The organism is Cellulosimicrobium sp. NPDC055967 (assembly GCF_042269845.1).
Classification (GTDB): Bacteria; Actinomycetota; Actinomycetes; order Actinomycetales; family Cellulomonadaceae; genus Cellulosimicrobium.
Genome location: NZ_JBHJYJ010000002.1, coordinates 91,603 through 116,808 on the forward strand (window position 1 = coordinate 91,603; position 25,206 = coordinate 116,808).

General features: G+C 74.8%; 23 protein-coding genes and 3 tRNA genes. 10 read left to right on the top strand and 16 right to left on the bottom strand.

All coding sequences use genetic code 11. The annotated features are described in order from the left end of the window. Positions 1 to 152 precede the first annotated feature (152 nt). Both trmB and ACFC2L_RS03185 read right to left on the bottom strand, forming a co-directional pair. Positions 153 to 917: a tRNA (guanosine(46)-N7)-methyltransferase TrmB gene (trmB, locus tag ACFC2L_RS03180; protein ID WP_375822874.1), complete on the bottom strand. Its 765-nt coding sequence runs from the start codon at positions 915 to 917 to the stop codon at positions 153 to 155. A gap of 58 nt (positions 918 to 975) precedes the next feature. Further along, complete coding sequence (locus tag ACFC2L_RS03185; protein ID WP_375822875.1) at positions 976 to 2,286, bottom strand: TrpB-like pyridoxal phosphate-dependent enzyme; 1,311 nt, start codon at positions 2,284 to 2,286, stop codon at positions 976 to 978. Between the two features lie 349 nt (positions 2,287 to 2,635). On the opposite strand from ACFC2L_RS03185, the gene ACFC2L_RS03190 reads away from it, so the two are divergent. Next, the gene (locus tag ACFC2L_RS03190) at positions 2,636 to 3,397 is read left to right on the top strand and encodes an SDR family NAD(P)-dependent oxidoreductase (RefSeq protein ID WP_375822876.1); all 762 of its coding nucleotides are present in this window, start codon (positions 2,636 to 2,638) and stop codon (positions 3,395 to 3,397) included. Between the two features lie 123 nt (positions 3,398 to 3,520). Here the strand turns inward: ACFC2L_RS03190 and ACFC2L_RS03195 are convergent, their stop codons facing one another. The 4 genes from ACFC2L_RS03195 to ACFC2L_RS03210 form a co-directional block, all read right to left on the bottom strand. Beyond that, the gene (locus ACFC2L_RS03195) at positions 3,521 to 7,297 is read right to left on the bottom strand and encodes a hypothetical protein (RefSeq protein ID WP_375822877.1); all 3,777 of its coding nucleotides are present in this window, start codon (positions 7,295 to 7,297) and stop codon (positions 3,521 to 3,523) included. A gap of 269 nt (positions 7,298 to 7,566) precedes the next feature. Beyond that, positions 7,567 to 7,639: transfer RNA gene (locus ACFC2L_RS03200), tRNA-Lys, on the bottom strand. A gap of 120 nt (positions 7,640 to 7,759) precedes the next feature. Beyond that, positions 7,760 to 7,835, bottom strand: a tRNA-Lys gene (locus tag ACFC2L_RS03205). 117 nt (positions 7,836 to 7,952) lie between these two features. Next, entirely contained in the window at positions 7,953 to 8,249 is a 297-nt protein-coding gene (locus ACFC2L_RS03210) for a co-chaperone GroES (protein WP_253051451.1), read from the bottom strand. Between the two features lie 158 nt (positions 8,250 to 8,407). Here ACFC2L_RS03210 and bcp point away from each other — a divergent pair, with 158 nt between their 5' ends. Then, a complete protein-coding gene (bcp, locus tag ACFC2L_RS03215; protein ID WP_375822878.1) occupies positions 8,408 to 8,884 on the top strand; it encodes a thioredoxin-dependent thiol peroxidase in 477 nt (158 codons plus the stop codon). 98 nt (positions 8,885 to 8,982) lie between these two features. After that, positions 8,983 to 9,064 (top strand) — tRNA-Leu (locus tag ACFC2L_RS03220). Positions 9,065 to 9,288: 224 nt separating this feature from the next. Here the strand turns inward: ACFC2L_RS03220 and trxA are convergent. Continuing rightward, positions 9,289 to 9,672 (bottom strand): thioredoxin, encoded by a 384-nt coding sequence (gene trxA, locus ACFC2L_RS03225; protein WP_375822879.1) that lies wholly within the window; start codon positions 9,670 to 9,672, stop codon positions 9,289 to 9,291. A 133-nt stretch (positions 9,673 to 9,805) separates the two neighbouring features. On the opposite strand from trxA, the gene ACFC2L_RS03230 reads away from it, so the two are divergent. From ACFC2L_RS03230 to ACFC2L_RS03250, 5 genes are all read left to right on the top strand, one after another. Further along, positions 9,806 to 11,257, top strand: coding sequence for an MFS transporter (locus ACFC2L_RS03230; RefSeq protein ID WP_375822880.1), 1,452 nt, complete (start codon positions 9,806 to 9,808; stop codon positions 11,255 to 11,257). Next, entirely contained in the window at positions 11,223 to 12,848 is a 1,626-nt protein-coding gene (locus ACFC2L_RS03235; protein ID WP_375822881.1) for an aminotransferase class V-fold PLP-dependent enzyme, read from the top strand. Before ACFC2L_RS03230 ends, ACFC2L_RS03235 begins: the two co-directional genes overlap by 35 nt. A gap of 41 nt (positions 12,849 to 12,889) precedes the next feature. After that, the gene (locus ACFC2L_RS03240) at positions 12,890 to 13,459 is read left to right on the top strand and encodes an NUDIX hydrolase family protein (RefSeq protein ID WP_087471623.1); all 570 of its coding nucleotides are present in this window, start codon (positions 12,890 to 12,892) and stop codon (positions 13,457 to 13,459) included. Further along, a complete protein-coding gene (locus tag ACFC2L_RS03245; RefSeq protein ID WP_375822882.1) occupies positions 13,456 to 14,118 on the top strand; it encodes a Pr6Pr family membrane protein in 663 nt (220 codons plus the stop codon). The genes ACFC2L_RS03240 and ACFC2L_RS03245 overlap by 4 nt, the downstream gene beginning before the upstream one ends. 146 nt (positions 14,119 to 14,264) lie before the next feature. Further along, positions 14,265 to 14,807 carry a flavodoxin domain-containing protein gene (locus ACFC2L_RS03250; RefSeq protein ID WP_375822883.1) on the top strand — a complete coding sequence of 181 codons (543 nt, stop codon included), beginning with the start codon at positions 14,265 to 14,267 and terminating at the stop codon, positions 14,805 to 14,807. 103 nt (positions 14,808 to 14,910) lie between these two features. Here the strand turns inward: ACFC2L_RS03250 and ACFC2L_RS03255 are convergent, their stop codons facing one another. Beyond that, on the bottom strand, positions 14,911 to 16,545 hold the full coding sequence (locus ACFC2L_RS03255) for an ABC-F family ATP-binding cassette domain-containing protein (RefSeq protein ID WP_375822884.1): 1,635 nt from the start codon (positions 16,543 to 16,545) through the stop codon (positions 14,911 to 14,913). Positions 16,546 to 16,655: 110 nt separating this feature from the next. Between ACFC2L_RS03255 and ACFC2L_RS03260 the strand changes: the two genes are divergently transcribed. Continuing rightward, positions 16,656 to 17,129 (top strand): DUF3054 domain-containing protein, encoded by a 474-nt coding sequence (locus tag ACFC2L_RS03260; RefSeq protein WP_375822885.1) that lies wholly within the window; start codon positions 16,656 to 16,658, stop codon positions 17,127 to 17,129. A 44-nt stretch (positions 17,130 to 17,173) separates the two neighbouring features. On the opposite strand, the gene rdgB is transcribed toward ACFC2L_RS03260, so the two are convergent. The 6 genes from rdgB to clpS all read right to left on the bottom strand — a co-directional run bounded on the left by rdgB (position 17,174) and on the right by clpS (position 21,438). Further along, positions 17,174 to 17,881, bottom strand: a complete 708-nt coding sequence (rdgB, locus tag ACFC2L_RS03265; protein WP_375822886.1) for an RdgB/HAM1 family non-canonical purine NTP pyrophosphatase — start codon at positions 17,879 to 17,881, stop codon at positions 17,174 to 17,176. Continuing rightward, a complete protein-coding gene (gene rph / locus ACFC2L_RS03270; RefSeq protein WP_087471618.1) occupies positions 17,878 to 18,648 on the bottom strand; it encodes a ribonuclease PH in 771 nt (256 codons plus the stop codon). The genes rdgB and rph overlap by 4 nt, the downstream gene beginning before the upstream one ends. A gap of 92 nt (positions 18,649 to 18,740) precedes the next feature. Next, positions 18,741 to 19,571, bottom strand: coding sequence for an MBL fold metallo-hydrolase (locus tag ACFC2L_RS03275; protein WP_375822887.1), 831 nt, complete (start codon positions 19,569 to 19,571; stop codon positions 18,741 to 18,743). Then, the gene (gene murI, locus ACFC2L_RS03280) at positions 19,571 to 20,374 is read right to left on the bottom strand and encodes a glutamate racemase (RefSeq protein ID WP_375822888.1); all 804 of its coding nucleotides are present in this window, start codon (positions 20,372 to 20,374) and stop codon (positions 19,571 to 19,573) included. Before murI ends, ACFC2L_RS03275 begins: the two co-directional genes overlap by 1 nt. Before the next feature lie 111 nt (positions 20,375 to 20,485). Beyond that, the gene (locus tag ACFC2L_RS03285; RefSeq protein ID WP_375822889.1) at positions 20,486 to 21,154 is read right to left on the bottom strand and encodes a DUF2017 family protein; all 669 of its coding nucleotides are present in this window, start codon (positions 21,152 to 21,154) and stop codon (positions 20,486 to 20,488) included. After that, a complete protein-coding gene (gene clpS / locus ACFC2L_RS03290; RefSeq protein WP_375823163.1) occupies positions 21,151 to 21,438 on the bottom strand; it encodes an ATP-dependent Clp protease adapter ClpS in 288 nt (95 codons plus the stop codon). The genes ACFC2L_RS03285 and clpS overlap by 4 nt, the downstream gene beginning before the upstream one ends. A 113-nt stretch (positions 21,439 to 21,551) precedes the next feature. On the opposite strand from clpS, the gene ACFC2L_RS03295 reads away from it, so the two are divergent. Further along, positions 21,552 to 22,979: a nicotinate phosphoribosyltransferase gene (locus ACFC2L_RS03295; RefSeq protein ID WP_375822890.1), complete on the top strand. Its 1,428-nt coding sequence runs from the start codon at positions 21,552 to 21,554 to the stop codon at positions 22,977 to 22,979. Positions 22,980 to 22,998: 19 nt separating this feature from the next. On the opposite strand, the gene ACFC2L_RS03300 is transcribed toward ACFC2L_RS03295, so the two are convergent. Together ACFC2L_RS03300 and ACFC2L_RS03305 are read right to left on the bottom strand one after the other, a co-directional pair. Continuing rightward, entirely contained in the window at positions 22,999 to 24,852 is a 1,854-nt protein-coding gene (locus tag ACFC2L_RS03300) for a DEAD/DEAH box helicase (protein ID WP_375822891.1), read from the bottom strand. Continuing rightward, positions 24,849 to 25,184 (bottom strand): DUF3039 domain-containing protein, encoded by a 336-nt coding sequence (locus ACFC2L_RS03305; protein ID WP_141388733.1) that lies wholly within the window; start codon positions 25,182 to 25,184, stop codon positions 24,849 to 24,851. Before ACFC2L_RS03305 ends, ACFC2L_RS03300 begins: the two co-directional genes overlap by 4 nt. Positions 25,185 to 25,206: the final 22 nt, after the last annotated feature.

The window sequence follows — 25,206 nt, forward strand, 5'->3', positions numbered from 1 at the left end:
CGTGGACTGACAGAGAGCCCGCACCCCGCAGACGGCCACCTGTCGACGCGACCGCACGCGACGCTGCGTGCCCGGGGCGACGTTCTCCCCCGGCACAATGTGCCGTAGATCACTTCTGTCCGCAAGAACCCGGCACGGCCGGTCGCGACACGTCAGACGCGCACGTACTCCAGGTCGGTGATGACGCGGCCGGCGTTCTCGCCCTTGCGCTCGAACCCGGTGAGGACGCGGCCCTCGAAGCGCGGCGCCACGCCGCGCGGGCCGTGGACGTTGCGCAGCCCGGGCGCGGCGTCGAGCACGTCGAGCATCTGCTCCGCGTACTCGGCCCAGTCCGTGGCGAGCCGCAGCGTGCCGCCCGGCCGGGCGCCGTCGCCCGGAGCCCGCAGCACCCGCTCGGCGAGGGCCGCGAACGACGGCGCCACGAGTCGCCGCTTGTGGTGGCGGGACTTGTGCCACGGGTCGGGGAAGAAGATCCACAGCTCGTCGACGCTCCCCGCGGGCAGCGTCGTGGCCAGGAGCTCGGCTGCGTTCGCCTGGACCAGGCGCACGTTCGTGAGGTCGTGCTGGGACGCGCGCAGCACGGTCTGCGCGAGGCCCGGGGCGTACACCTCGACGGCGAGGAAGTCGGTGCCCGGCTCGCGCTCTGCCGCGGCCACCACGGCCTCGCCCTGGCCCGAGCCGATCTCGACGACGAGGCGCGCGTCGCGCCCGAACGTGCCCGCGACGTCCAGCACGAACTCCGGGTCGACCGACGTCCGCGCGACGTCGCGCGGCACGTCGACGACGTAGCGGTCCCGGTGGGCGTCCCACGCCCGCTGCTGGCGGGGCGCGAGGCGCCCGCTGCGTCGCACGAACGACACCGGCTGCGTGCGGTAGCGCGGGCGGTCGTCGAGGGTGTCGGGGGTCGGCTCGGGCATCGCACCAGGGTACGGGCGCCCCGCGCGAGGACCTACCGCGCGGGGCGCCCGAGGTCCGTCAGACGTACGCCGCGTACGCCGGCAGGTCGAGGACGCCGTTGCCCGACAGCCCGAGCACGATCACCTCGGGCTCGGTCGCGGCGCGCGCGTGCGCGATCGCGGCCGCCACGGCGTGCGTCGACTCGGGCGCCGGGATGATGCCCTCGCTGCGCGCGAACAGCGTGCCCGCGACGAACGCCTCGTCCTGCTCGACGGCGACCGCGTCCATGAGCCCGAGGTTCACCGCGTGCGACACCATCGGCGACATGCCGTGGTACCGCAGGCCGCCCGCGTGGATCGCCGGCGGGACGAAGTCCTTGCCGAGCGTGTGCATCTTGAGCAGCGGCGTGAGGCCCGCGACGTCGCCGAAGTCGTAGCGGTACTCCCCCTGGGTCAGCGACGGGCACGCGGCCGGCTCGCACGCGACGAGCCGCGTCGTCGTGCCCTCGCGCAGGTTGCGGCCCAGGAACGGGAACGTCAGGCCCGCGAGGTTCGACCCGCCGCCCGCGCACCCGAACACGACGTCGGGCGCCCCCTCGCCCGCCTCGTCGAGCTGGACGAGGGCCTCCTGGCCGATGACGCTCTGGTGCAGCATGACGTGGTTGAGCACGCTGCCCAGCGCGTAGTGCGCCGCGGGGTCCTTCGCCGCCGTCTCCACGGCCTCGCTGATCGCCATGCCGAGCGACCCCGTCGTGCCCGGGTCGGCGGCGAGCATCGCGCGGCCCGCCTCGGTGAGGTCCGACGGCGACGGGTGGCAGATCCCGCCGTAGACCTCCATCTGCGCCCGGCGGTACGGCTTCGAGTCGAACGACGCGCGCACCTGCCACACCTCGACGTCGAGCCCGAGCAGCGCGCCCGCGAACGACAGCGACGCGCCCCACTGGCCCGCGCCGGTCTCGGTCGTGAGCTTCGTCGTGCCCTCGAGCGCGTTGTAGTACGCCTGAGCGACGGCGGTGTTCGGCTTGTGCGAGCCGACCGGGCTCACGCCCTCGTACTTGTAGTAGATCCGGGCCGGGGTGCCCAGGGCCCGCTCGAGGCGCCGCGCGCGCACGAGCGGCGACGGCCGCCACAGGGCGTAGATCTCGCGGACCGTCTGCGGGATCTCGACGTAGCGCTCCGTCGTCACCTCCTGCTGGACGAGCGCGAGCGGGAACAGCGGCGCGAGGTCGTCGGGCGTGAGCGGCTCGCGCGTGCCGGGGTGCAGGTGCGGCGGCACGGGCTCGGGCAGGTCCGCGGCGAGGTTGTACCAGTGCGTCGGGACGGTCGAGGGCACCTCCGCTCCGGTCGGCTCGAGGGACCGGACGGGGACGGGAGACTGCTGTGTCGTCATTCTGGGCTCCAGCTCGGGGGTACTCGTGGGGTACTCGGGAGGTACAGGCCGCTGGGCCGACGACGCGTGCACCGGGGTCCGCCGAGGCCGCCCACGTCGTCGGGGCACGGCCGGATGAGGTCACCGGCCGTCAGGCGGCCGGCCACCAGGGGGTCACGGACGGGTGCGTCACGACGCCGACCCTACCCCGGCGCGCGGGGTCGGGACACCGCCCGCGGAGGCTGCGGGACGGAGGACCACCGGCACCGGACCCGGGACGATCGGCTCTCGCGCGCGCCGGGAGCCGGACGGTGGGATGGGACCAGGACGCCGGACGACGGCAGTGCCGGCGCGGACGGAAGGAGCCGTCATGGTCAGCAACCACGTACCAGGAAGGTTCGAGGGCCGCACCGCGATCGTCACCGGCGCGGGCGCCGGGATCGGGCGCGCGACCGTCGAGCGGCTGCTCGCGGAGGGCGCGCGCGTCGTCGCGACGGACGTCCGGGAGGACCGGCTGGACAAGCTCGTCGCGGACGTCGGGACCGACGCCCTCGTGACGGTCGCGGGCGACGTGAGCGCGCAGACCACCGTGGACGCGGTGGTCGCGGCGGCGGACGGCCGCGTGGACGCGCTCGCCAACGTCGCGGGCATCATGGACGGCTTCCTGCCGACCGCTGAGGTCGACGACTCGACCTGGGACCTCGTCCTGGCCGTCAACGTCACGGCCGTCATGCGGCTCACGCGCGCGGTGCTGCCCCTCATGCTCGACGCCGGCAAGGGGTCGATCGTCAACGTCGGGTCCGAGGCGGGCTCGCGCGCGTCGGCCTCGGGCACCGCGTACGCGACGTCGAAGCACGCGATCGTCGGCTTCACGAAGAGCACGGCGTTCTTCTACACCCCGCAGGGCGTGCGGGCGAACGTCGTCGCGCCGGGCGCCGTCGCGACGAGCATCGAGGCGCCGTTCCGCTCGCCGTACGCCGGCGAGCGGCTCGGGCCGATCATGGCGACGACCGTCCCGCCCGCCGCGAGCGCCGACGAGCTCGCCGCGGCGATCACGTGGCTGCTGTCGGACGACTCGGCGAACGTCTCCGGCGCCGTCCTGCACAGCGACGGCGGGTGGGCCGCCGTCTGACCAGGACGGCTCCCGCGCCGAGGACGGAGACGTGGCCCCCCCGCGCGGGCGCGGGGGGGGCCCCGCTCACCGCGACGCCACGCGCGTCACCGGGTCGCCCCGGTCACCCGCGCGGCGCACGGGTCAGCCGCACGCCAGCGCGTCGAACGCGACGTCGCCCGCGAACGTGCGGCCGTCGCCGGTCGCGGCCACGTGCGCGCTGCCCGCCGCGACCTGCGCCGAGCGGACCGCGAACGCCTGGTACGCCGACGCGCCCGGCTGCACGCCCGTCACGGTGCGCTCGCCGTACGGCGTGCTCAGCGTGACGTCGACCGGCACGGTGTCGGCGTTCAGGGCCCGGACCGCGACGTACGCCGTGCCCGCCATGCACTGGCTGCGCGCCGTCGTCGCGACGACGAGCCCGTCCTCGCCGGGCGCCGTCGTGAACGTGCTCACCGGCGAGACGGAGGTGCCGCCGCCCGCGCTCGTCGCCGTGACGGTCCACGCGTGGAGGGCGCCGGGCTCGAGCCCGTCCCACGTGACCGTGGCGACCTCGCCCGACGGCACGGTCACGCGGCCGATCTCCTGCGCCGGGGCGTAGAGCGACACGGAGTCCGTCACGAGGCTCGTCACGCGCGAGGTGAGGTCCACGGGGACCGTGAAGTCGTCCTCGCGGCCGTCGTAGCGCAGCTCGTCGTCGTACTCGGTGGCCCCGAAGTTCGCGAGCCACGGCGAGTACGTGTCGACGATCATCTCCGAGCGGTCGACGTCGAACTGCAGCAGGCGCAGGAAGCTCGCGCCGAGGCGCAGGCCCTGGTCGGGCGCGTACCCGCCGATCTCGGTGAGCCCCGCCTCCTCGGCGGTGACCTCGTAGAACTGGTAGTCCGCGAGCAGCTCGACGACGCCGCTGCCCGGCGTGCCGACGTCCTGGCGCACGTTGATGCCGACGCCGTGACGGTGTCCCGCGAGGACGAGGAACACGTTCGGGTTGGGCTCGACGACCTTGGCGTGCACGAGGCGGCCGTCGGGCGTCGAGATCTCGGAGTCGCGCCCGTCGGGGTTCGTGCTGGGCACGAGGTAGTCGTGCGTGAGGACGACGGCGTTGCGGTCGGGGAACTGCTTGAGCACGCCGTCCGCCCAGGCCGCCTCCTCGTCCGTCACGCCGTACGACAGGTACACCGCGACGAAGTCGAGCCCGCCCGCGCTGAACAGGTCGTAGTGGTTCTGGTTGTCGCCGTCACGCCACGGCCCGCCGTAGGAGGCGTCCTCCCAGCCCGCGGACAGGGCCTCGTACCGCTCGGGCCCGTAGAACTCGTTGAACAGCGCCCCGGGCCCGTTGTCCTGGCCCGTGAGGTTGTCGTGGTTGCCGGCGAGGACGCCGTTGGGGATGTTCGCGTCGTCGAGGATCTTCTGCGCGGACGACGAGAACTCGTACTCGCCGCGGACCTGGGCCGCCATCGCGTCGTCGGCCGGGAGGCGCGTGTAGTTCTCGTTCACGTCGCCCGTGTGGCCGACGTACGCGATGCCCCGCTCCTCGGCGTTGTCCACGACCCACTGCGTGAGGTCCGTGTAGGCCTTCGCCCACACGGCACGCTCCTCGGCCGTCTCCTGCTCGACCGCGCCCTCGGACAGGTACTGCGTGTCGGTGAAGTGCACGAGCGAGAAGTCGTAGTCCTCGCGCGGCGCGAAGTCGGTCTCGTCGCGCGATCCGCCCGCCGCGATGTCGTCGGCGAACGGGTCCGTGCCCGTCACGAGCACGTGCACCGTCCCGTCGACGGCGGCGCCGCCGCGGAGCACGGCGCTCAGGGCTGTCGTGCCCTCGGCGGCACCGCGCGCGGACGCGAGCGGCTCCCACCGCTCCCCGTCCCACACGTGCAGCGTCGCGAGGCGCTGCGGGTCGACGACGCCCTCCCAGCGGGCGACCTGCCCGGCCGTGTCGCCGTCGGCGGGCAGCTCGAAGCGCTGGTAGGTGACGTCGCGGCTCTGCGGGGAGTCGAGCGTCAGGTCGTCGCCGGGTGCGAGCGCGTCCGCGGCGGCAGGCTGCTCGCCCGCGACGGGCAGCGTGGTCGGGATCTCGGCCGACTCGCCCTGCGCGACGAGCGCGGGGGCGGTGACGTCGGCGCGGGAGAACGTCGCGGTGACGTCGCCGCCGCCGGGAGCCGTCACGCGCGCCGACAGGTCGACGCTCCCGGTCACGTCGCGGGTGCCGTGCGCCGGGGCCAGGTCGGTCGGGACGTCGGGCACGCCGAGGCTCGTGAACGCGATCTCGTGGGTGCTCGCGTTGCCGAGCACGTCCGTCGCCGCGACGACGAGCGTGTGCTCGCCCGGGGCGAGGCCGGGGCCGACGGGCGCGCCGAGCGGGAGCGGCTCGCCGTCGAGCGTGACGTCGGGGCCGGACAGGACGCCCGAGGCGTCCTCGAGCTCGACGGCGAGGCTCGTCGCCGTGGCGAGCGCGGCACCCGCGGCGGGCGTGCTCGAGACGACCGCGGGACCGGTGTTGTCGGTCGTGACGGTCCGGCGCGCGACCGCGCCGGCGGCCGTCGCCGACGTGATCGTGTGCTGGCCGTCGGCGAGCGTCGTCGTGTCGACGTCGGCGCGCAGGCCGGTCGCGGGCGCGTCGGCGTCCCGCACGACGTCGAAGACGAGGTCGACCTCGCGCGGCTTCGTCGTGCTCGTGCCGCAGTCGCCGTCGCCCAACGAGTAGGACGGCGCGATGCCCACGCCCGTCGCCTTGCCGTCGGTCACGTCGAGACCGATGCCGGAGATCGCGAAGTCGTCGCGGTTGTCCCCGCACGACGTCGGGTAGGTGCCGGTCACGAAGCGGACGGTGTTGCGCCCGGGCAGGAGGAACGCGTTCGGGACGTCGATCCGCACCGTCTCGCTCACGTAGTCGCGGTCGACCAGGTCGATGCGCTGTCCGTTGACGAGCAGGTGGTTGGTGTAGCGGGCCTCGATCGAGTTGGAGCCCACGGTGAAGACGAACCGGGACGAGCCGGCGCCGAGCGTCGCGACGGTGGTCAGCGGGTCGCCGTCCAGCTCGATGCCCACGGGCGCGTCGCCACCGGCCGGCGGCGTCGCGAGGAGGCTCTGCGGCCCGTGCAGCAGCGCGCCGTCGGCGGGGACGACGACGGGGGCGCCCGGAGCGCCGTTGTTCACGGTGACCGCGCTCGACGCGGACGCGCCGGAGGCGGTCGTCGCGGTGAGCGTGTGGGCGCCGTTGTCCAGCGTCGTCGTGTCGAGGTCCGCGGCGAGGCCCGTGGTGGCCGCCGGGTCCTGCACGAGGTCGAACGTGAGGTCCGCCGAGAGCACCCGCGAGGTGTTGGTCCCGCACGACCCGTCGCCGAACGCGTAGGAGAAGCTGTTGGCCGACCCGTCGGCGGCCTCTCCCAGGAGCTCGAGCGACACGTCCGTGAGGTCGTAGTCGTCGTAGTTCGACCCGCAGGACGTCGTGACCGCGCCGACGACGAACCGCACCGTGTTCTCGCCCTGCGCGAGCCACTGCGCCGGCACGTCGAGGGCGACGCGCTCGGACACCATGTCGCGGTCGAGCTCGAGGCGCTCGCCGTTGACCAGCACGTAGCTGCCGTAGCGCCTCTCGATCGAGTTGCTGCCGACGTCGAACAGCAGGCGCGCCGTCGCGGGGGTCGCCGCGGCGTCGAGCGCCGTGCCGTCCACCGCGAGCGCGGTGACGGGGTCGCCCGCACGCACCGGGTCGGCCGCGACACGGACGGTGCCGTCGAGGAAGGTGCCGGCCGTCGGGCTCAGCACCGGCCGCGTCTCCGCGGCGGTCCCGGCGGTGCTGCCGGCAGCGGTCCGGGCGGCGCCGGTGACCGGGTCCGTCGCAGCGGCGGCGCCGGGCGCGAGCAGGCCGGCGACGAGCGCGGTCCCGAGCACCCCGGCGACCGCGCCGCGGCGCCGCACGCTGGCGGCGGTCCGTCTCTCGGTCCGTCTCGAAGTCCTGTGCGTGGGCACGGACGTGTCCATCGTGGTTCCCTTCCGTGGCGAGCTGGTCGACGGGCGACGTTGCCGAACGGCGACGGCGCCCGGACCGGACCCTTCCCGGCGCGGGTGAACACGAGGTCGGCGCGGAGCGAACTCCGGCGAAACGGACGGCGACGGTTGCTGCGGGCGACCAGCAGGAACGACGAAGGCCGCCCACCCGGGAGGGTGGACGGCCTGGTCAGGAAGGGTGCGCCATCAGGGACTCGAACCCCGAACCCGCTGATTAAGAGTCAGCTGCTCTGCCAATTGAGCTAATGGCGCGCGAGAGGGAACACTACCAGCGGCCGCGGGTCGTCCTGCACGAGGAGTTCCGCTCCCGCCGCCCCGGTCCCTCGACCGGCACGGCTCAGGCCGCCCGCGTACGGACGGCCCGATCGGTGGTGGTGCGCCATCAGGGACTCGAACCCCGAACCCGCTGATTAAGAGTCAGCTGCTCTGCCAATTGAGCTAATGGCGCGCGAGAGAAAACACTAGCAGCCGCGGGCGCGCCGGGAAAATCCGTTCCGCCCGCCCCCGTGTGACGTCGGCGACACCGCCCGACGCCCCGACCACGCGGCGGGGCCCACGGCCCGGTTCAGAGGTACAGGCCCGTCGGGCCGTCCTCCTCGACCTCCTGGGACACGGCGTGCACGTCGCGCTCGCGCAGCAGCACGAGGTCCCGGCCCCCGAGCTCGACCTCCGCGCGGTCGTCCGGGTCGAACAGGACGCGGTCGCCCACGGCCACCTGACGCACGTGCTCACCAGCGGCGACGACGACGGCCCACGCCAGGCGCTTCGGGCCCACGGCCGTCGCGGGGATGACGAGGCCCGCCGAGCTCTGGCGCTCGCTCGCGTCGACCTCCGGGTCGACGAGGAGCCGGTCGTGCAGCATCCGGATCGGGAGGTCACGGGCCGCCGGCCGGGCCGAGGACGGGCGGGTCGAGGACGCGGAGGGGGCGGACGTCGTCTTGCTCACAGCCACAACGCTACCGGTGCCACGACGCCTCACCTACGCTCGAGCCCACACCCTGGCCGGACCGAAGGAGATCCATGTCCACGCGCCTCACCGTCGGCGACACCGCTCCCGACTTCACCCTGCCCGCCGCCGACGGCAGCACCGTCACGCTCTCCGACCTGCGCGGCAAGCACGTCGTCGTCTACTTCTACCCGGCCGCCGGCACCCCCGGCTGCACGACCGAGGCCTGCGACTTCCGCGACAACCTCGCCTCGCTCCAGGGCGCCGGGTACTCGGTCGTCGGCGTCTCCCCCGACCCGGTCGAGAAGATCGCGGCCTTCGTCGAGGCCGAGCACCTCACGTTCCCGCTCGTCTCCGACGTCGACAAGACCGTCCTCGAGGCGTACGGCGCGTGGGGCGAGAAGAAGCTCTACGGCAAGACCGTCGTCGGCGTCATCCGCTCGACGGTCGTCGTCGACCCGGAGGGCACGGTCGAGCTCGCGCAGTACAACGTCAAGGCGACGGGCCACGTCGCCAAGCTGCGCCGCGACCTGGGCATCGACCCGAAGTAGCCCCTGCGGCGCGAGCGCTGCGTCCCCGCACGAGCGCGGCGCCCCGGACGCCTCGACCGACCGGGGACGCAGCGCTCGCGCCGTAGACTGACCACCGCGCGCGAGTGGCGTAACTGGCAGCCGCGCCAGGTTTAGGTCCTGGTGTCCTCGGACGTGCGGGTTCGAGTCCCGCCTCGCGCACCCTGAGCGACACCCTGTCTTTCACCCGCCCGTTAACTGGACGCCCGTCCAGTTGGGCGCCTAGCCTGACGTCAGAGCCGGTGTCCGCACCATTGCCCCCTGCCGGTGCGGGCACCGGCTTCTTCCGTCGAGGCGCATCCTGCGCGCGCACGACGGCCTCTGACCGAGACGCGAACGGCCCGGCACCTCGAGGTGCCGGGCCGTACGTGTACGCGGGGCCGGGGTCAGGCGTCCTTTGCCGGGGTGCCGTCGTTCGCCGCGGCGATCTGGCGCCGCACGTCCTCCATGTCGAGGCCCTTCACGGCGTCCACGACCTGCTTGAGCGCGGGGGCGGGGAGCGCGCCGGGCTGGGAGAAGACGAGGATGCCCTCGCGGAAGGCCATGAGCGTCGGGATCGACGTGATGTTCGCCGCCGCGGCCAGGCCGCGCTCGGCCTCGGTGTCGATCTTGCCGTGCACGACGTCCGGGTTCTCCTCCGACGACGCCTCGAACACGGGCGCGAACATCTTGCACGGTCCGCACCAGTCGGCCCAGAAGTCGACGAGGACGATGTCGTTCTCCGTGATCGTCTGCTCGAAGGTGGACTCGGTGAGCGTCTGCGTGGCCATGGATGATCCTCCTGGGACGGTGGGGGGTGTCTGCCTCGTAGAGCAACGATCCTGCCCCACGTATTCCCCTCGCCTACCCGGCGCGGCACGCGCCCGGGCCGCCCCGCGCCCGACCAGCCTCTACGCTGCCCCTGTGACGAACGCCACCGCCTCCCCCCGGCTCTCGCGCAGGACGATCGCCGGCTACGCCGCCGGCTCCGTGGGCACCGGGGGCTTCGGCACCCTGCCCGGGCTCGTGCTGCTCGTGTACCTGACCGACGCGCTCGCGGTGCCCGCCGCGGTCGCGGGGCTCATCGTCACCGGCGCGAAGGTCTGGGACGTCGTCATCGACCCGTTCATCGGGTACGGCTCCGACCGCGACCTCGCCCGCACCGGCTCGCGCCGGCGCTTCATGACGATCGGCGCCCTCACGCTGCCCGTCTTCTTCGCGCTGACGTTCGCCGTCCCCGCCGCGGCCGGGCCCACCGCGGCGGCGATCTGGGTGCTCGTCGCGTTCCTCCTCGCCGCGACGGCGTTCTCGCTCTTCCAGGTCCCGTACATCGCCCTGCCGGCCGAGCTCGACCCCACCTACGACGGCCGCACGCGGCTGCTCGCGTGGCGCGTCGCGGCGCTCGCGTTCGCGATCCTGCTGTTCGGCGCGGGGGGCCCCGCGCTGCGCGGTGGCGGCGACTCGACCTCGGGCTACCTCGTCATGGGCGTCGTGTCCGGCGTGGTCATCGGCGCGGGCATGCTCGTCGCCACCCGCGTCGCCCCCCGGACCGGCCGCTCGGGCACGACAGGTGGCTCGGCGCCGGTCGCGGGCACGACGCCGCTCGGCCCCGCCGCGTCGACGTCCGCCTCGCGCGCGTGGACCCTCGCGGTCCGCGAGGCGTTCGACGCGCTGCGCCGCTCGCGGCCGTTCCGCACGCTGCTCGCGGCGTTCTTCCTCCAGGCGGTCGCCACCGGCCTCATGCTCGCGGGCGCGGCGTACGTCGCCCGCTACGTGCTGCACGACGAGGCCGCGGTGAGCTACCTCTTCGCCGCCCTCATCGCCCCTGCCCTGCTCTGCATGCCCCTGTGGACCCGGCTCGCGCGCCGGGACGGGAAGGAGCGCGGCTTCGTCGTGGCCACGGTGCTCTTCGCCGTCGCCGCGCTCGGGATGATCCCGCTCCTGTGGGCGCCCGGCGCGTGGGTGTACGTCCCGACGGCGCTCGCCGGGATCGCCTACGCGGGCATGCAGGCGCTCCCGCTCGCGATGCTCCCGGACGTCATCGCCCACGACGCGCGCACGCACGGCGAGGGACGCGGCGGGGCGTTCAGCGGCGTCTGGACGGCGGGCGAGACCACGGGCATGGCGCTCGGCGCCGCGGTGCTCTCGCTCGTCCTCGGCATCACGGGCTACGTGTCGACGCGCGCCGGGGAGACCGTGACGCAGCCGACCGCGGCGGTCGACGGCATCGCCCTGTCGTTCTCGGTCGTCCCCGCGGTCCTCGTGCTGGCAAGCCTCGTACCGCTCGTACGGTACGGTCTGCGCAGGGGGGACATCGACGACACAGCACCGGAGCTGCCGCGTGACCACGCCGCCACCGACCGAGCGCACGACTGACCCCTCCACGAAGCACCCCGGCGCCGCGCCGGGCGACGTCCCCCTGCGCACGGACGGGATCCTGGACCGGCTCGCCGCGCTCCGCGCCGCCGACGCCCCCACGCACGGGGGCCGCGTCCTGTCCTACGTCTACGACCCCGGCCTCGCCGAGCTCGACGAGCTCGCCGCCGCGGCGGCCCGCGCGGTCCAGCCCGTCAACGGACTCGACCCGACGACGTTCACGTCGGTCGCCGTCATGGAGTCCGAGCTGGTCGCCTTCGCCCGGACCATGCTCCGCGGGCCCGCCACCGGGCCCGACGCCGTCGTGGGCTCGGTGACCTCCGGCGGGACCGAGAGCTGCCTCCTCGCGGTGAAGATCGCCCGCGACGCCGCCCGCGCGGCCCGGCCCGACGTGCGCCCGCGCGTCGTCGCCCCGGTGAGCGTGCACGCGGCGTTCCGCAAGGCCGCGCAGTACCTCGAGGTCGACCTCACGCTCGTGCCGGTCGACCCCGCGACCGGGACCCTCGCGGCCGCCGACCTCGTCGCGGCGCTCGACGGCGGGACCGACGGCGCCGAGGTCGCGCTGGTCGTCGTGTCCGCGCCGTCGTACCCGCACGGCGTCGTCGACCCGGTGGCCGAGGTCGCCGCCGCGGCCGCCGCGCGCGGCGTGCCGGTGCACGTGGACGCGTGCGTCGGCGGGTGGGTCCTGCCGTTCTGGGAGGGCGCGGGCGGTGCGCCGGTGCCCGCGTTCGACTTCTCCGTGCCGGGCGTGACGAGCATCTCCGCCGACGTGCACAAGTACGGCTACGCGCCCAAGGGCACGTCGGTCCTGCTCGTGCGCGGGCGCGACCGCCAGCGCCGTCAGTTCTTCGCGACGACGAGCTGGCCCGGCTACCCGGTGGTCAACCCGACGACGTCCGGCTCGCGCTCGGCGGCGCCGCTCGCGGCGGCGTGGGCCGTGAGCCAGGCCCTCGGCACGGCCGGGTACACGGCCCTCACCGCGCGGTGCGTGCGCGCGACCCGGGCCCTGCACGAGGCGATCGACGGGATCGACGGGCTGCGCGTCGTCGGGCGCCCCACCGGTCCCCTGATCGCGGTGGCCTGCGACGAGACGGTGCCGCCGGCGCGGCAGGTCGACCCGCACCTGTGGGCCGACGCCGTCCGGTCGCTCGGCTGGGTCCTCCAGCCCCAGCCGGGGCTCGCGCAGGACGACGGGACCCACCTGCCGCACACGACCCACCTCACGGTCACCCCCGTGACGGAGGCCGGTCTCGGTGGCCTCGGCGCGGCCCTCGTCCAGGGTGCGGACGCCGTACGCGGCGAGCCGCGTCCCGACGTGAGCGCCGTGCTCGGCGCGCTCGCGGGGGCGTTCGGCCCGGGCGCCGACGGCGCTGCGCCGGAGCCCACCGCCGACGCCGTCTGGGAGGCGCTGCTCGCGGCCCTCGCCGCGGACGGCGGCGAGCGCGGCGGGACGGCCCGCTCCGTCCTGCCCGACCGGCTCGCGCCGCTCATGGCCGTCATGGAGGTGCTGCCCGCGGCGGTGGCGGAACGGGCGCTCGTCGAGATCGTCGCGCGGGTCGCCGAGCCGCCCGCCGGTCCCGGCGCGCCGTGAGCGGACTCGCCCCGGCGCACCGCACGGGGTAGAACAGTCGCGTGACCGACACCGCCGACTTCGTGCCCGACGACTTCTCCCACGAGAACCCGCAGCCTGCGGGCTGGCTCAGCCCGGAGGAGATCGCGGTCGCGCGCGCGCAGCTCCCGCTCGTCTACGTGGACGCCGTCCCGGTGCGGGTCGACGACTCCGGCGACGTCGTCGCGGTCGGGCTCCTGCTGCGCGTCACGCCCGAGGGCATGATGACGCGTGCCCTGGTCTCCGGCCGCGTGATGTTCCACGAGCGCATCCGCGACGCCCTGCTGCGGCACATCGAGAAGGACCTCGGCCCGGTCGCGCTCCCGCAGGTCCCCGCGTCGCCGCAGCCGTTCACGGTGGCCGAGTACTTCCCGACCCCCGGCATCACCTCCTACCACGACCCGCGCCAGCACGCGGTGTCGCTCGCGTACGTCGTGCCGGTGACGGGCGACTGCCGCCCGCAGCAGAACGCGCTCGAGCTCGCGTGGCTCACGCCCGAGCAGGCGTGCAGCGACGAGGTGCAGCTCGAGATGCGCGGCGGCCAGGGGGTGCTGCTGCGCCAGGCGATGGCGTACGTCGGCCGCCTGCCGTGACGGGCGCGCCGCGCGTCCCGGCGGCCGGACGACGGATCGCCGTCGCGCGGGTGCTCCACGCGCTCGTGGCGCTCGCCGCGCTCGCGGGCGTCGCCATGGAGCTCGTCATCGCGCTCGTCGACGGGCCCGGCACGGCCCCGAGCCAGGCGGAGCGTCTCGTGCGCCTGTTCTCCTACTTCACGATCCAGTCGAACCTGCTCGTCGGCGTCGTCTCGGTCCTCCTCGCGGTGCGGCCCGAGCGCGACGGCCCGGTGCTCCGCGTCGCACACCTCGACGCGCTGCTCTGCATCGCCGTGACCGGCATCGTCTACAACACCGTCCTGCGCGGTCTCGCCGAGCTGAGCGCCGCCGGCCAGGTCTCGAACCTGCTCCTGCACCTGCTCGCGCCCGTGCTCGCCGTCGCCGCGTGGCTCGTGGTCGGGCCGCGTCCCCGGGTGGACGCCGCGACGGTGTGGTGGTCCGTCGTCTACCCCCTCGCGTGGATCGCGTACACGTTCCTCCGCGGCGCGGTCGTCGGCTGGTACCCGTACCCGTTCCTCGACGTGGGCGAGCTCGGCCTGGTCCGGGCGCTGGTCAACACGGCGGTCGTCGCGGTCGTCTTCCTCGCGCTGGCGTGGCTCGTGCGCCTCGTCGACGCGCGGCTGCGCCCGGCCCCCTGACGCCTCGCCCACCGGGCGGCGGTGAGCCCGGGACCAACGGCCCCCACGCTCCGTCCGCTCGACCCTGGGCCGGGCGTGGCGTCGCCCGGAGGCTGGAGGGAGGGGACCCGTCCGGTCCGGACGGGCGTTCGACGAAGGGGCGCGCCATGGATGCCGCAGTGGTCTACGAGTCGATGTACGGGAACAGCGAGCGGGTCGCGCAGGCCGTCGCCGAGGGGCTGAGCGAGACGGTCCGCGTGATGGTGGTCGACGTGACCGACCCCGCCGCGAGCCCCGAGGCGCTCCGGCACATGGGCCTCGTGGTCGCCGGAGGCCCGACCCACGCGTTCGGCATGACCCGTCCCGCGACCCGCGCCGAGGCCGTGCAGCGCGCGAGCGGCGACGTGTCCGACCGCGCGACGGGACTGCGCGAGTGGGTCGAGGCCGTCCCGCGCCAGGGCGAGACGCGTCTGGCCGCGACGTTCGACACGCGCGTCACCAAGGTCAAGCCCCTGCCCGGCTCCGCCGCGCGCGGCGCGGCCAAGGTGCTGCGCCGGGCCGGCTTCCGCCTGGTCGCTCCCCCGGCGTCGTTCTACGTCGGGGACGTCGAGGGGCCGCTCGACGACGGCGAGCTGGACCGCGCCCGGGCGTGGGGCCGCGCGCTGGGCAAGGTGCTCGTGCCCGCGGCGAGCCCCGCCGAGGGTCGCTGAGCGACCACCCGGCGGTCGGTGCGGACCGCGGGTCGGTGCCGTCCCGGATCCGTGCCGTCGCAGGTCGGTGCCGTCGCAGGTCGTTCCGGTCGCTCGGCCGGGGTCAGCCCGCGAGCTCGAGCCGCGGCCAGTCGTCGAGGTCCTCGCGCATCCGCCGGTCGTGCGTCGCGACGACCACGGCCGCGGGCGTGACCCGCAGCGCCTGCGTGAGCTCGTCGACGAGGTCGATCGAGAGGTGGTTGGTCGGCTCGTCGAGGATCAGCACGTGCGGCGCGGCCAGCAGCGCGCGGGCGAGGTCGAACCGGCGCCGCTGCCCCGCGGACAGCTTGCGCAGCGGACGCTCCAGGTCCTCCTCGGTCAGCAGGCCGAGGAACGCGACCGGCACGAGGTGGTCCGGGTCCAGCCGGTTCGTGTCGAGGAGCTCGAGGGCCTCGCGCGCGTACTCGTCGAACCCGGTGCGGTCCTCCGCCTCCGGGGGCAGCGCGGGACCCTCCTGCGCCACGACCCCGAGCCGCGCGCCGTCCACGACCGACCGCGCACCCCGGTCGAGCGCGACCAGCCCGGCGAGCGCCGCGAGGAACGTCGACTTGCCGCTCCCGTTGGGCCCCGTGACGAGCAGGCGCCCCGACGGCGGGAGCGCGACGCGCGTGCCGGGCAGGTCGAGGCGCGGGTCGGCGTCGGGCCCGACGCGCGGGCTGCGCAGCTCGAGCACCGGGTCGCCCGGGTCCCAGCCGGGCGACATCGCGGGCAGCTCGGGAAAGACGAGCTGGAGCGGCGGCACCGGGACCTCGACGGCCTCGGCCTCGAGCTGCTGGAGGCGCCGGTCCGCGGCCTTGACGTGGATGCGGGCCCGCGTCGCGCGACGGTGCTTCTGGCTGCCCTTGGGCGGGCGCCACTCGTCGGACAGCCCCTCGTACGAGGCGTCGAGCACCGCGGCGAGCTTCTCCGCGCGCTTCTGCTCCGCCCGGAACCGCTGACGCCAGCGGTGCAACGCCTGGTTCTTGGCGAACCGGTAGGACAGGTAGCCCGGCTGCCCGTAGAGCACCGGCTTCCCGTCCATGGCCGGGTCGAGGTCGAGGATCTCGGTCGCGACGTCGTCGAGGAGCTGCCGGTCGTGCGTGACCATGACCGCTCCCCCGCGCCACGCGACGAGCTCGCCCGTGAGGAAGTCGATGCCGCCCGCGTCGAGGTGGTTGGTGGGCTCGTCGAGGAGCAGCAGGTCGGCGCGCTCGGCGAGCCGGCACGCGAGCCGCACGCGGTAGCGCTCGCCGACGGACAGCGTCGCGAGCTCCCGGTCCCGGTCCCGGCACGCGCCGAGCCGCGACAGCGCGACGTCGACGCGCCGGTCTGCGTCCCACACCGCGAGGTGCTCTGCCCGCGCGAGGATCTCCGTGAGCTCGGCGAGGTCGCCGGCCTCGTGGTCGAAGTCGCGGGCCGCCGCCTCGAGCTCCGCGGCGACCGCGCGCAGCCCGCTCAGCGTCGCGGCGACGAGCGTGCCGACCGTCTGGCCCGGCGCGATCGCGAGCTCCTGCTCGACGAGCGCGAGCGAGCCCGCGCGGCGGACCTCGCCGCGGCTCGGCGCGAGGTCCCCCGAGAGCACGTGCAGCAGCGTCGACTTGCCCGTGCCGTTCTCCCCCACGACGCCGAGCCGGGTCCCCGCCGCGACGCGCACCCCGACGCCGTCGAGGACGGGTCGTCCGGGGTAGGCGAAGGCGAGGTCGTCGGCGGCAAGATGCACGGGGACTACCTTATGGTCCGCGAGATCGACCCCTGCGGCGCGAGGTCGACCTTCCGAGGGTCGATCTCGACCGTACGGGCCGATCTCGCGAGCGGGGTACGGTCGAGCCCATGAGCACCGCGCCCTCCGGACCGGCCCACCCGAGCGTCCCGTCCCCCACCGCCGACGCCCCCGGGACGACGCCGACGCCCCCCGCGGGCCGGACGACGGCCGGGGTCGTGACGCTCGCCGTCGTGCTCGACGTCGTGAGCGTCCTCGTCTTCGCCGCCGGCGGCCGCGCGACCCACTCCGCGGACAGCCCCCTCACCGCCGTCGCAGGCATCGCGTGGCCGTTCCTCGCCGGCCTCGCGGTCGCGTGGGTCGTGCTGCGCGCGTGGCGACGCCCGCTCGTGCCCTGGCCCGTCGGCGTCGGTGCGTGGGCGCTGACCTGGGCCGTCGGCATGGCGCTGCGGGCCGCGACGGGCGAGGGCCTCGCCGTGCCGTTCCTCGTCGTCTCCGCGCTGTTCCTGCTCGCGACGCTCGTCGGATGGCGCCTCGTCGCCACGCTCGTCACGCGCCTCCGCGCCGCCCGCGCCCCGAGGTAGCGGCGTGGTCGCCCGAGGGAGAGGCGTGCCCTGCGACCAGGCCTCTACCTCGCCGGATCGGGCCCCTGCCTCGACGAGAGCACGGTCACGATCTCGGGGGCGAGCGCGCGGAACGCCTTGCCCCGGTGGCTGACGGCGTTCTTCTCCGCCGGGCTGAGCTCGGCCGCGGAGCGGGCCGTCCCTGCGCCGGGCTGCTCGTCCGGCAGGAGGATCGGGTCGTAGCCGAACCCGTTCGCGCCGCGCGGCGCGGTGAGCAAGGTCCCGCGCATCTCCCCTGTCCGCACGACCTCGGTGCCGTCGGGCGTGACGAGCGCCGCCGCGCACACGAAGCCCGCGGCCCGGTGCTCCGCGGGCACGTCGCCGAGCTGGGCGAGCAGGAGCTCGAGGTTCGCGACGTCGTCGCCGTGCCGCCCGGCCCAGCGCGCCGAGAAGATCCCCGGGGCGCCGCCGAGCACGTCGACGGCGAGGCCCGAGTCGTCCGCGACCGCGGGCAGCCCCGTCGCCGCGACGAGCGCGCGCGCCTTGATGAGCGCGTTCTCCGCGAACGTCACGCCGTCCTCGACCGGCTCGGGCGCGCCGACGTCACCGGCACCGACGATCGCCTCGGGCGCGAGCTCGAGGCCCGGGTGCGCGTCCAGCTCAGCCGCCAGAATGGCGCGCAGCTCGGCGATCTTGCCCGGGTTGTGGGTCGCGAGCACGAGGCGGGCGCCGTCGGGCACGACGACGCCCGTCGCCTCGGGCGCGCCGCTCACCGTGCGTCCGCCGCGAGCGCCGCGCGCTGGATCGCCGTGAGGTCGGCGGTGCCCGCGACCGCGAGGTCGAGCAGCGCGTCGAGCTCGGCGCGGTCGAACGGGGCGTGCTCGGCGGTGCCCTGCACCTCGACGAACGTGCCCGAGCCCGTGACCACGACGTTCATGTCCGTCTCGGCCCGCACGTCCTCGACGTACGGGAGGTCGAGCATGGGCGTGCCGTCGATGATCCCGACGCTCACGGCCGCGACGGAGTCCGTCAGGACCGGCTTGCCACCCTTGATGTGCCCGTGCCTCTGGCCCCACGCGACCGCGTCGGCGAGCGCCACGTAGGCCCCCGTGATCGCGGCGGTGCGGGTGCCGCCGTCGGCCTGGAGGACGTCGCAGTCGAGCACGATCGTGTTCTCGCCGAGCGCCGAGACGTCGATGATCGCGCGCAGGGACCGGCCGATGAGGCGCGAGATCTCGTGCGTACGCCCGCCGATCTTGCCCTTGACCGACTCGCGCTGGCTGCGCTCGTTGGTCGCGCGCGGCAGCATCGCGTACTCGGCGGTGACCCAGCCCTCGCCCGACCCCTTGCGCCAGCGCGGCACGCCCTCCGTGAACGACGCCGCGCACAGCACGCGCGTGCGGCCGAACTCGACGAGCACGCTCCCCTCGGCCTGGTCGAGCCAGTGGCGGGTGATGGTCACGGGGCGGAGCTGGTCGGGCGTGCGGCCGTCGGCGCGCAGGGGCGCGCCCGTGTCCGAGGACGATGCGGGGATGGTCATGCCGCCACCCTACCGACCGCCCGGCACCCGCTGAGTGCGGGGTATCCGTCGTCACGACGCCGTGCGGGCGACCCATCCCCCGCGCTCAGCGGCTAGAGGTCGAAGACCGCGCCGGTCGTCGCGACGTCGACCTGGCCCGCGTACGACTCGCGGGCCTCCGCGCGCGACCGCTCGGGGTCGTTCCACGCGGGGAGGTGCGTCAGGACCAGCCGGTGCGCGCCGGCCGCCGTCGCGACCTCGCCCGCCCGGCGCCCCGTGAGGTGGATGCCGCGCTCGACGCCGTCGTCGCGGCCCTCGTGGAACGCGGCCTCCGACAGCAGCAGGTCGGCGTCCCGCGCGAGCTCGACGACGCCGTCGCACGCGTCGGTGTCGCCCGTGTACGCGAGCACGGCCCGCTCGCCCGGCCGTACGGACGACGGCCCCGTGACGCGCACGCCGTACGCCTCGACGGGGTGGAACACGCGGTAGGGCTCCAGCGTGAGCGGTCCCACCTGGACGGGCGCACTCGGGTCCCAGACCCGCACGTCGAGCTCCTCGGCCATCCCGTCGCCCGGCTCGGCGCCGTACGCCGCCTCGATGCGCGCGGCCGTCTCCGACGGACCGAGCACCGTCAGCCGGCTCGGCACCCCGGTCCGGGTCGAGCCGCGCTCGGGGTGGTAGCGCAGGTACACGTACAGCCCGCAGACGTCGACGAAGTGGTCGGGATGCAGGTGCGACAGCGCGACGGCGTCGAGGTCGAGGGGGTCGACGAACCGCTGGAGCGCACCCAGCGCCCCGTTGCCGAGGTCGAGCACGACGTTCCACTCGCGTGCCTCGAACCCCGCGGCCGCGGCCTCGGCTGCCGGGACCTGGACGAGGTACGACGACGCGGGCGACTCCGGCCCGGCGAACGACCCCGAGCACCCGACCGTGACGAGGCGCATCAGGCGGCCTCCACGCTGAGCACCTCGGGGCCGAGGAAGCGGCGCGCCAGGTGCTCGAACGGCTCCGCGCTCCCCGTCGCGAGGAAGCGGTGCTGCGGCGTCCCCGCGTCGCGCGAGCGTTCGAGGCCGTGCGCGACGAGCGTGCGGTAGACGTCCTTGGCGGTCTCCTCCGCGCTCGACACGAGCGTGACCTCCTCGCCCATGACGTAGGAGATCGCGCCCGTCAGGAGCGGGTAGTGCGTGCACCCGAGCACGAGCGTGTCGACGCCCGCCGCCTTGACCGGGTCGAGGTAGCGGTGCGCGACCTCCAGCACCTCGGGCCCCGACGTCACTCCCTGCTCGACGAGGGGCACGAAGTCCGGGCACGCCTGGGTCGTCAGGTGCAGGCCCGGCGTGACGGCGAACGCGTCCTCGTACGACCGCGACGTGATGGTGGCGCGCGTCCCGATGACCCCGATCCGCCCCGAGCGCGTCGCCGCGACCGCGCGGCGCGCCGCGGGGAGGATGACCTCGACGACCGGCAGGCCGTGACGCTGCGTGTACCGCTCGCGCGCGTCGCGCAGGACCGCCGAGGAGGCCGAGTTGCACGCGATGACGAGCATCTTCACGCCGTCGTCGACGAGCTGGTCCATGATCGCCAGCGCCATCGCCCGGACCGCCGCGAGCGGCTTGGGCCCGTAGGGGCCGTTCGCGGTGTCCCCGATGTAGAGGAGGGACTCGTTCGGGAGCTGGTCCAGGATCGAGCGCGCGACGGTCAGGCCACCCACGCCCGAGTCGAAGATCCCGATGGGAGCGTCGTTCACCCGCCCGAGCCTACTGGCGCGCCCGCGCGCGGGGCGCACCGAACCGCGGCTCCCGCCTGTGGCAGCGCCCACAGGGCGACCGCCCCTCCGACCCGACGCGCGGGACGACCCTCAGGACCGACCGTCGCGCCCCGCCCGCAGGTCGGCGAGCATCCCGTCCACGAGCGACTCCTGGAGCAGGCCCGTGAGCAGGAACACGCTCACGAGGAAGCGGCGCGGCGCGCCACCCACCTCGCCGTCGTCCGGGCCGTCGTCGCCCTCGCGGTCCAGCTCGTCGTAGAGGCTCTCGACCTGCTCGTCGGTCCGCAGGCCGAGCCGCTCCGCGAGCACGAGGCGGACGTCCGTCAGCGCCCCCGCCACGTCCTCGGCCTCGTCGCGCACGACGGCGAACGGGGCCACCTCGGCGGGCTCCGCGTCCACGAGCATGCGGGCCAGCAGCACCAGCCGCCCGACCTTGCGCGCCGCCAGGTCGTCCTGGGTGAACCGCCGGAACTCGGCCGCCACCTCGACGTCGTCCGACGCGTCCGGGAGCAGACGCCGCACGGCCGGGTCCGGCGGCGGCGTCGCGTCCGAGACGCTCCCCCCGGGGACCGGCCCCGTCCAGCCGGGAGGCGACCACGCGTCGTCGGGCCCGGACGGGCCGGGCTCCCCCGGCGCCCGCCCGGGCACGCCCTCCTGGAGCATCTGCGCGACGTCGCCCGCGAGCTGGGCCAGCACGATCCGCTCCGACGGCTCGAGCTCCGCGACGTACCCGTGCGCCTCGGCGCGGAACGGCCTCACTGCTCGCCGTCCTTCTGGAGGGTCGCCCACAGCCCGAACGAGTGCATCGCCTGCACGTCGACCTCCATGCGCTCGCGGTCGCCCGTCGACACGACGGCACGGCCCTCCTGGTGCACCTGCAGCATGAGCTCGTGGGCGCGCTCCGCGGCGTACCCGAAGTAGGACTCGAACACGTACGCGACGTAGCTCATGAGGTTGACCGGGTCGTTCCACACGAGGGTGACCCACGGGCTGTCGGGGAGGACGGACTCGTCGACCCGCGTCGCCTCCTCGGGCACGGTCACGGACGCCCGCGCGCCGACGGCGCGGGTGAAGATCGGCTGGGGGCTCACGCCACCACTGTATTCGTGGGCCTGTCGACACCCGTCGCGCCCGTCGCTGCCCTACCGTATTCCGCATGAGCCTCGCCGATCCGGGCAGCGTCGCCCTCTCCCCGACCGACAGCGCTGCCTCGCCGGGACAGGCCGGCCCGGTCCCGCAGCGCCCGCCGTACCGGCCGGTCGCGTCGACCGCCCTGCTCACCGACCGCTACGAGCTGACGATGCTCCAGGCCGCGCTCGCGGACGGCACCGCCGACCGGCACTGCCTGTTCGAGGTCTTCACGCGCCGCCTGCCCCCCGGGCGGCGCTACGGGGTCCTCGCGGGGACCGGACGCGTCCTCGAGGCGCTCTCGTCGTTCCGCTTCGGGGCCGAGGAGCTCGACTGGCTGCACGCCCAGTCCGTCGTCGACGACCGCACCCTCGAGTTCCTCGCGGGGTATCGGTTCACCGGGACGATCACGGGGTACGCCGAGGGTGAGGTCTTCTTCCCGCACTCCCCCGTGATGACCGTCGAGGGTACGTTCGCCGAGGCGGTCCTGCTCGAGACGCTCGTGCTCTCGATCCTCAACTACGACTCCGCCGTCGCGTCGGCCGCGTCGCGCATGACGAGCGCCGCCGTCGAGCGCCCCTGCCTCGAGATGGGCGCGCGTCGCGCGCACGAGCAGGCCGCCATCGCCGCGGCGCGCGCCGCCGTCGTCGGCGGGTTCGCCGGGACGTCGAACCTCGAGGCGGGACGCCGCTACGGGCTCGCGACCATCGGCACGGCCGCGCACGCCTTCACGCTCCTGCACGACGACGAGGAGTCCGCCTTCGCGTCGCAGGTCGCCTCCCTCGGGCCCGGCACGACCCTCCTCGTCGACACCTACGACGTGCGCAAGGGGGTCCAGAACGCGGTCCGCGCCGCCGGCGGACGGCTCGGCGCCGTCCGCCTCGACTCGGGTGACCTCGGTGTCCTCGCCGTCGAGGTGCGGCGCCAGCTCGACTCGCTCGGTGCGCACGACACGAGGATCACTGTCACGTCCGACCTCGACGAGTACGCCATCGCGTCGCTCGCCGCCGCCCCCGTGGACTCCTACGGCGTCGGCACCTCGCTCGTCACCGGCTCCGGCGCGCCCACGTGCGGCATGGTCTACAAGCTTGTCGCCCGCGCCGACTCCTCCGGCGTGCTCCAGCCCGTCGCCAAGGCGTCCACGGCCAAGACCAGCACCGGCGGGCGCAAGGTCGCGGCGCGCCGCTTCGACGTCGACGGCCGCGCGGTCGAGGAGGTCGTCGTCACCGGCGCCGACCTCCCCGTCCAGGAGTGGGAGCCCGACGACGGCGACCTGCGGCCCCTGCAGGTCCCGCTCGTCGTCGACGGCGCGGTCGACTCGCGCTGGGTCGGTTCCTACGGCGTCCAGAACGCCGCGCACCGCCACCGCGAGGCCCGCGCCGAGCTGCCCCGCGGCGCACGGCGCCTCTCCGCCGGCGACCCCGCGATCCCGACGGTCGTGCACACGCTCCCCTGACGCGCGGGGCCGGTCTCGGCTACCGCTTGCCGACGAACCAGCCGCGGACGGTCGCGACGCGGGCGTCGAGCTGTTCGACCGTCGCGAGCGGCACCTCGGGGCCGCCGCAGCGGCGGCGCAGCTCGGTGTGCACCGAGCCGTGCGGCTGCCCGCTGCGGCGGGACCACGCCGAGACGAGCTGCTGGAGCTCCTTGCGGAGCTCCGCCGCCCGGCGGTGGTCCATCTCGGACCGCTCCCGCTCCGCCGACTGCGTGATCTTCGAGCGGGCGCTCATCTGGTCCGCCTGGCGCTGCCGCAGCAGCGTGGTGACCTGGTCGGCGTCGAGGAGGCCCGGCAGGCCGAGGAAGTCGAGCTCCTCGTCCGACCCGACGTCCGCGCCCGTGCCGAACTCGCCGCCGTCGAACAGCACGCGGTCGAACGAGGCCTGAGCCTCGAGCGCCTCGAACGAGCCCTGGACGAGCTCGCCCGACGCCTTGTCCTCCCGGTTCGCCTCCGCCAGGAGCGCGTCCTCGGGATTGAAGCCCTCGCCCTGCTCCTCCGCGGTGAGCGGCCGGTCGAGCGCATGGTCGCGCTCGATCTCGAGCCCGTTCGCGAGCTCCAGCAGGTGCGGGACGCTCGGCAGGAAGACCGACGCAGTCTCGCCCCTCTTGCGCGCCCGCACGAACCGTCCGACCGCCTGCGCGAAGAACAGCGGGGTCGCCGTCGAGGTCGCGTACACGCCGACGGCGAGGCGCGGGACGTCCACGCCCTCCGACACCATGCGCACGGCGACCATCCACCGGCCGTCGCCGTCGGAGAACTCCTCGATGCGGCTGCTCGCCCCGTCGTCGTCGGAGAGGACGACCGTCGGGGACTTCCCGGTGATGCGCGCGAGGTGGCCTGCGTAGGCACGCGCGTCGGTCTGGTCCGTTGCGATGACGAGACCCCCGGCGTCGGGGATCGCGCGCCGCACCTCCGTGAGCCGCTTGTCGGCCGCGGCGAGGACCGACGGGATCCACTCGCCGTTCGGGTCGAGCGCGGTGCGCCACGCCTGGCCGGTCATGTCCTTGGTGAGCGCCTCGCCGAGACGCGCGCTCACCTCGTCGCCGGCCTTGGTGCGCCAGCGCATGTTGCCCGAGTACGACAGGAACAGCACCGGCCGGACGACGTGGTCGCGCAGCGCGTCGCCGTAGCCGTACGTGTAGTCCGCGCGCGAGCGGCGGATGCCGTCGGGGCCGCGCTCGTACTCGACGAACGGGATCGCCGCGGTGTCGGAGCGGAACGGCGTGCCCGTGAGGGCGAGACGGCGCGTCGCGTCCTCGAACGCCTCGCGCACCGCGTCGCCCCACGACAGCGCGTCGCCGCCGTGGTGCACCTCGTCGAGGATGACGAGCGTCCGGTCGGCGGTCGTGCGTGCCGCGTGCAGCGCGGGCTTGGCGGCGATCTGCGCGTAGGTCAGCGCGACGCCGTCGTAGTGGGCGCCGTGCCGCCCCTGGCTGTTGCGGAAGTTGGGGTCGATCCGGATTCCCACGCGCGCGGCCGCGTCGGCCCACTGGTGCTTGAGGTGCTCGGTCGGCGCGACGACCGTCACCCGGCGCACCACACCCTGCTCCAGGAGCTCGGTCGCGACGCGCAGCGCGAACGTCGTCTTGCCGGCGCCAGGGGTCGCGACGGCGAGGAAGTCTCGCGGCGCGCGCGTGCGGTACAGCTCGAGTGCCTCGGCCTGCCACGCGCGCAGCTTCGACGCCGAGCCCCAGGGGGCACGACGCGGGAACGCGGGCGAGAGGTGCGACGCCGCCGCCGACGAGGGGCTCTGCGGCGCGGGCGGGGTGGTCCTGCTACGGGTGTCGGGGGCGGAGTGACCGGTGGACGTCGTCTGGTGCTCCCCGCTCACTTGCCGGAGTCACCCTCGCCGTCCTGCGGGTCTCGCAGCCCCTCGTAGATCTCCTTGCACGTGGGGCACACGGGGAACTTGTTCGGGTCGCGGCCGGGTACCCAGACCTTGCCGCACAGCGCGATCACCGGCTTGCCGGAGAGCGCGGACTCCATGATCTTCTCCTTGCGCACGTAGTGCGCGAAGCGCTCGTGGTCGCCCGGCTCGGTCTGCTCGCGCGTCTCCTCGCGCTCGAGCACCCCGGTCGACGTGCCGGTCGTCGGCTCGGTCGCAGGGTTCCGGAACGGGTCCTCAGGACCGCCGGGGGGTGTGCTCGCACGGAGTTCGATCATGGGGGGAAGTCTACGTCGGCGT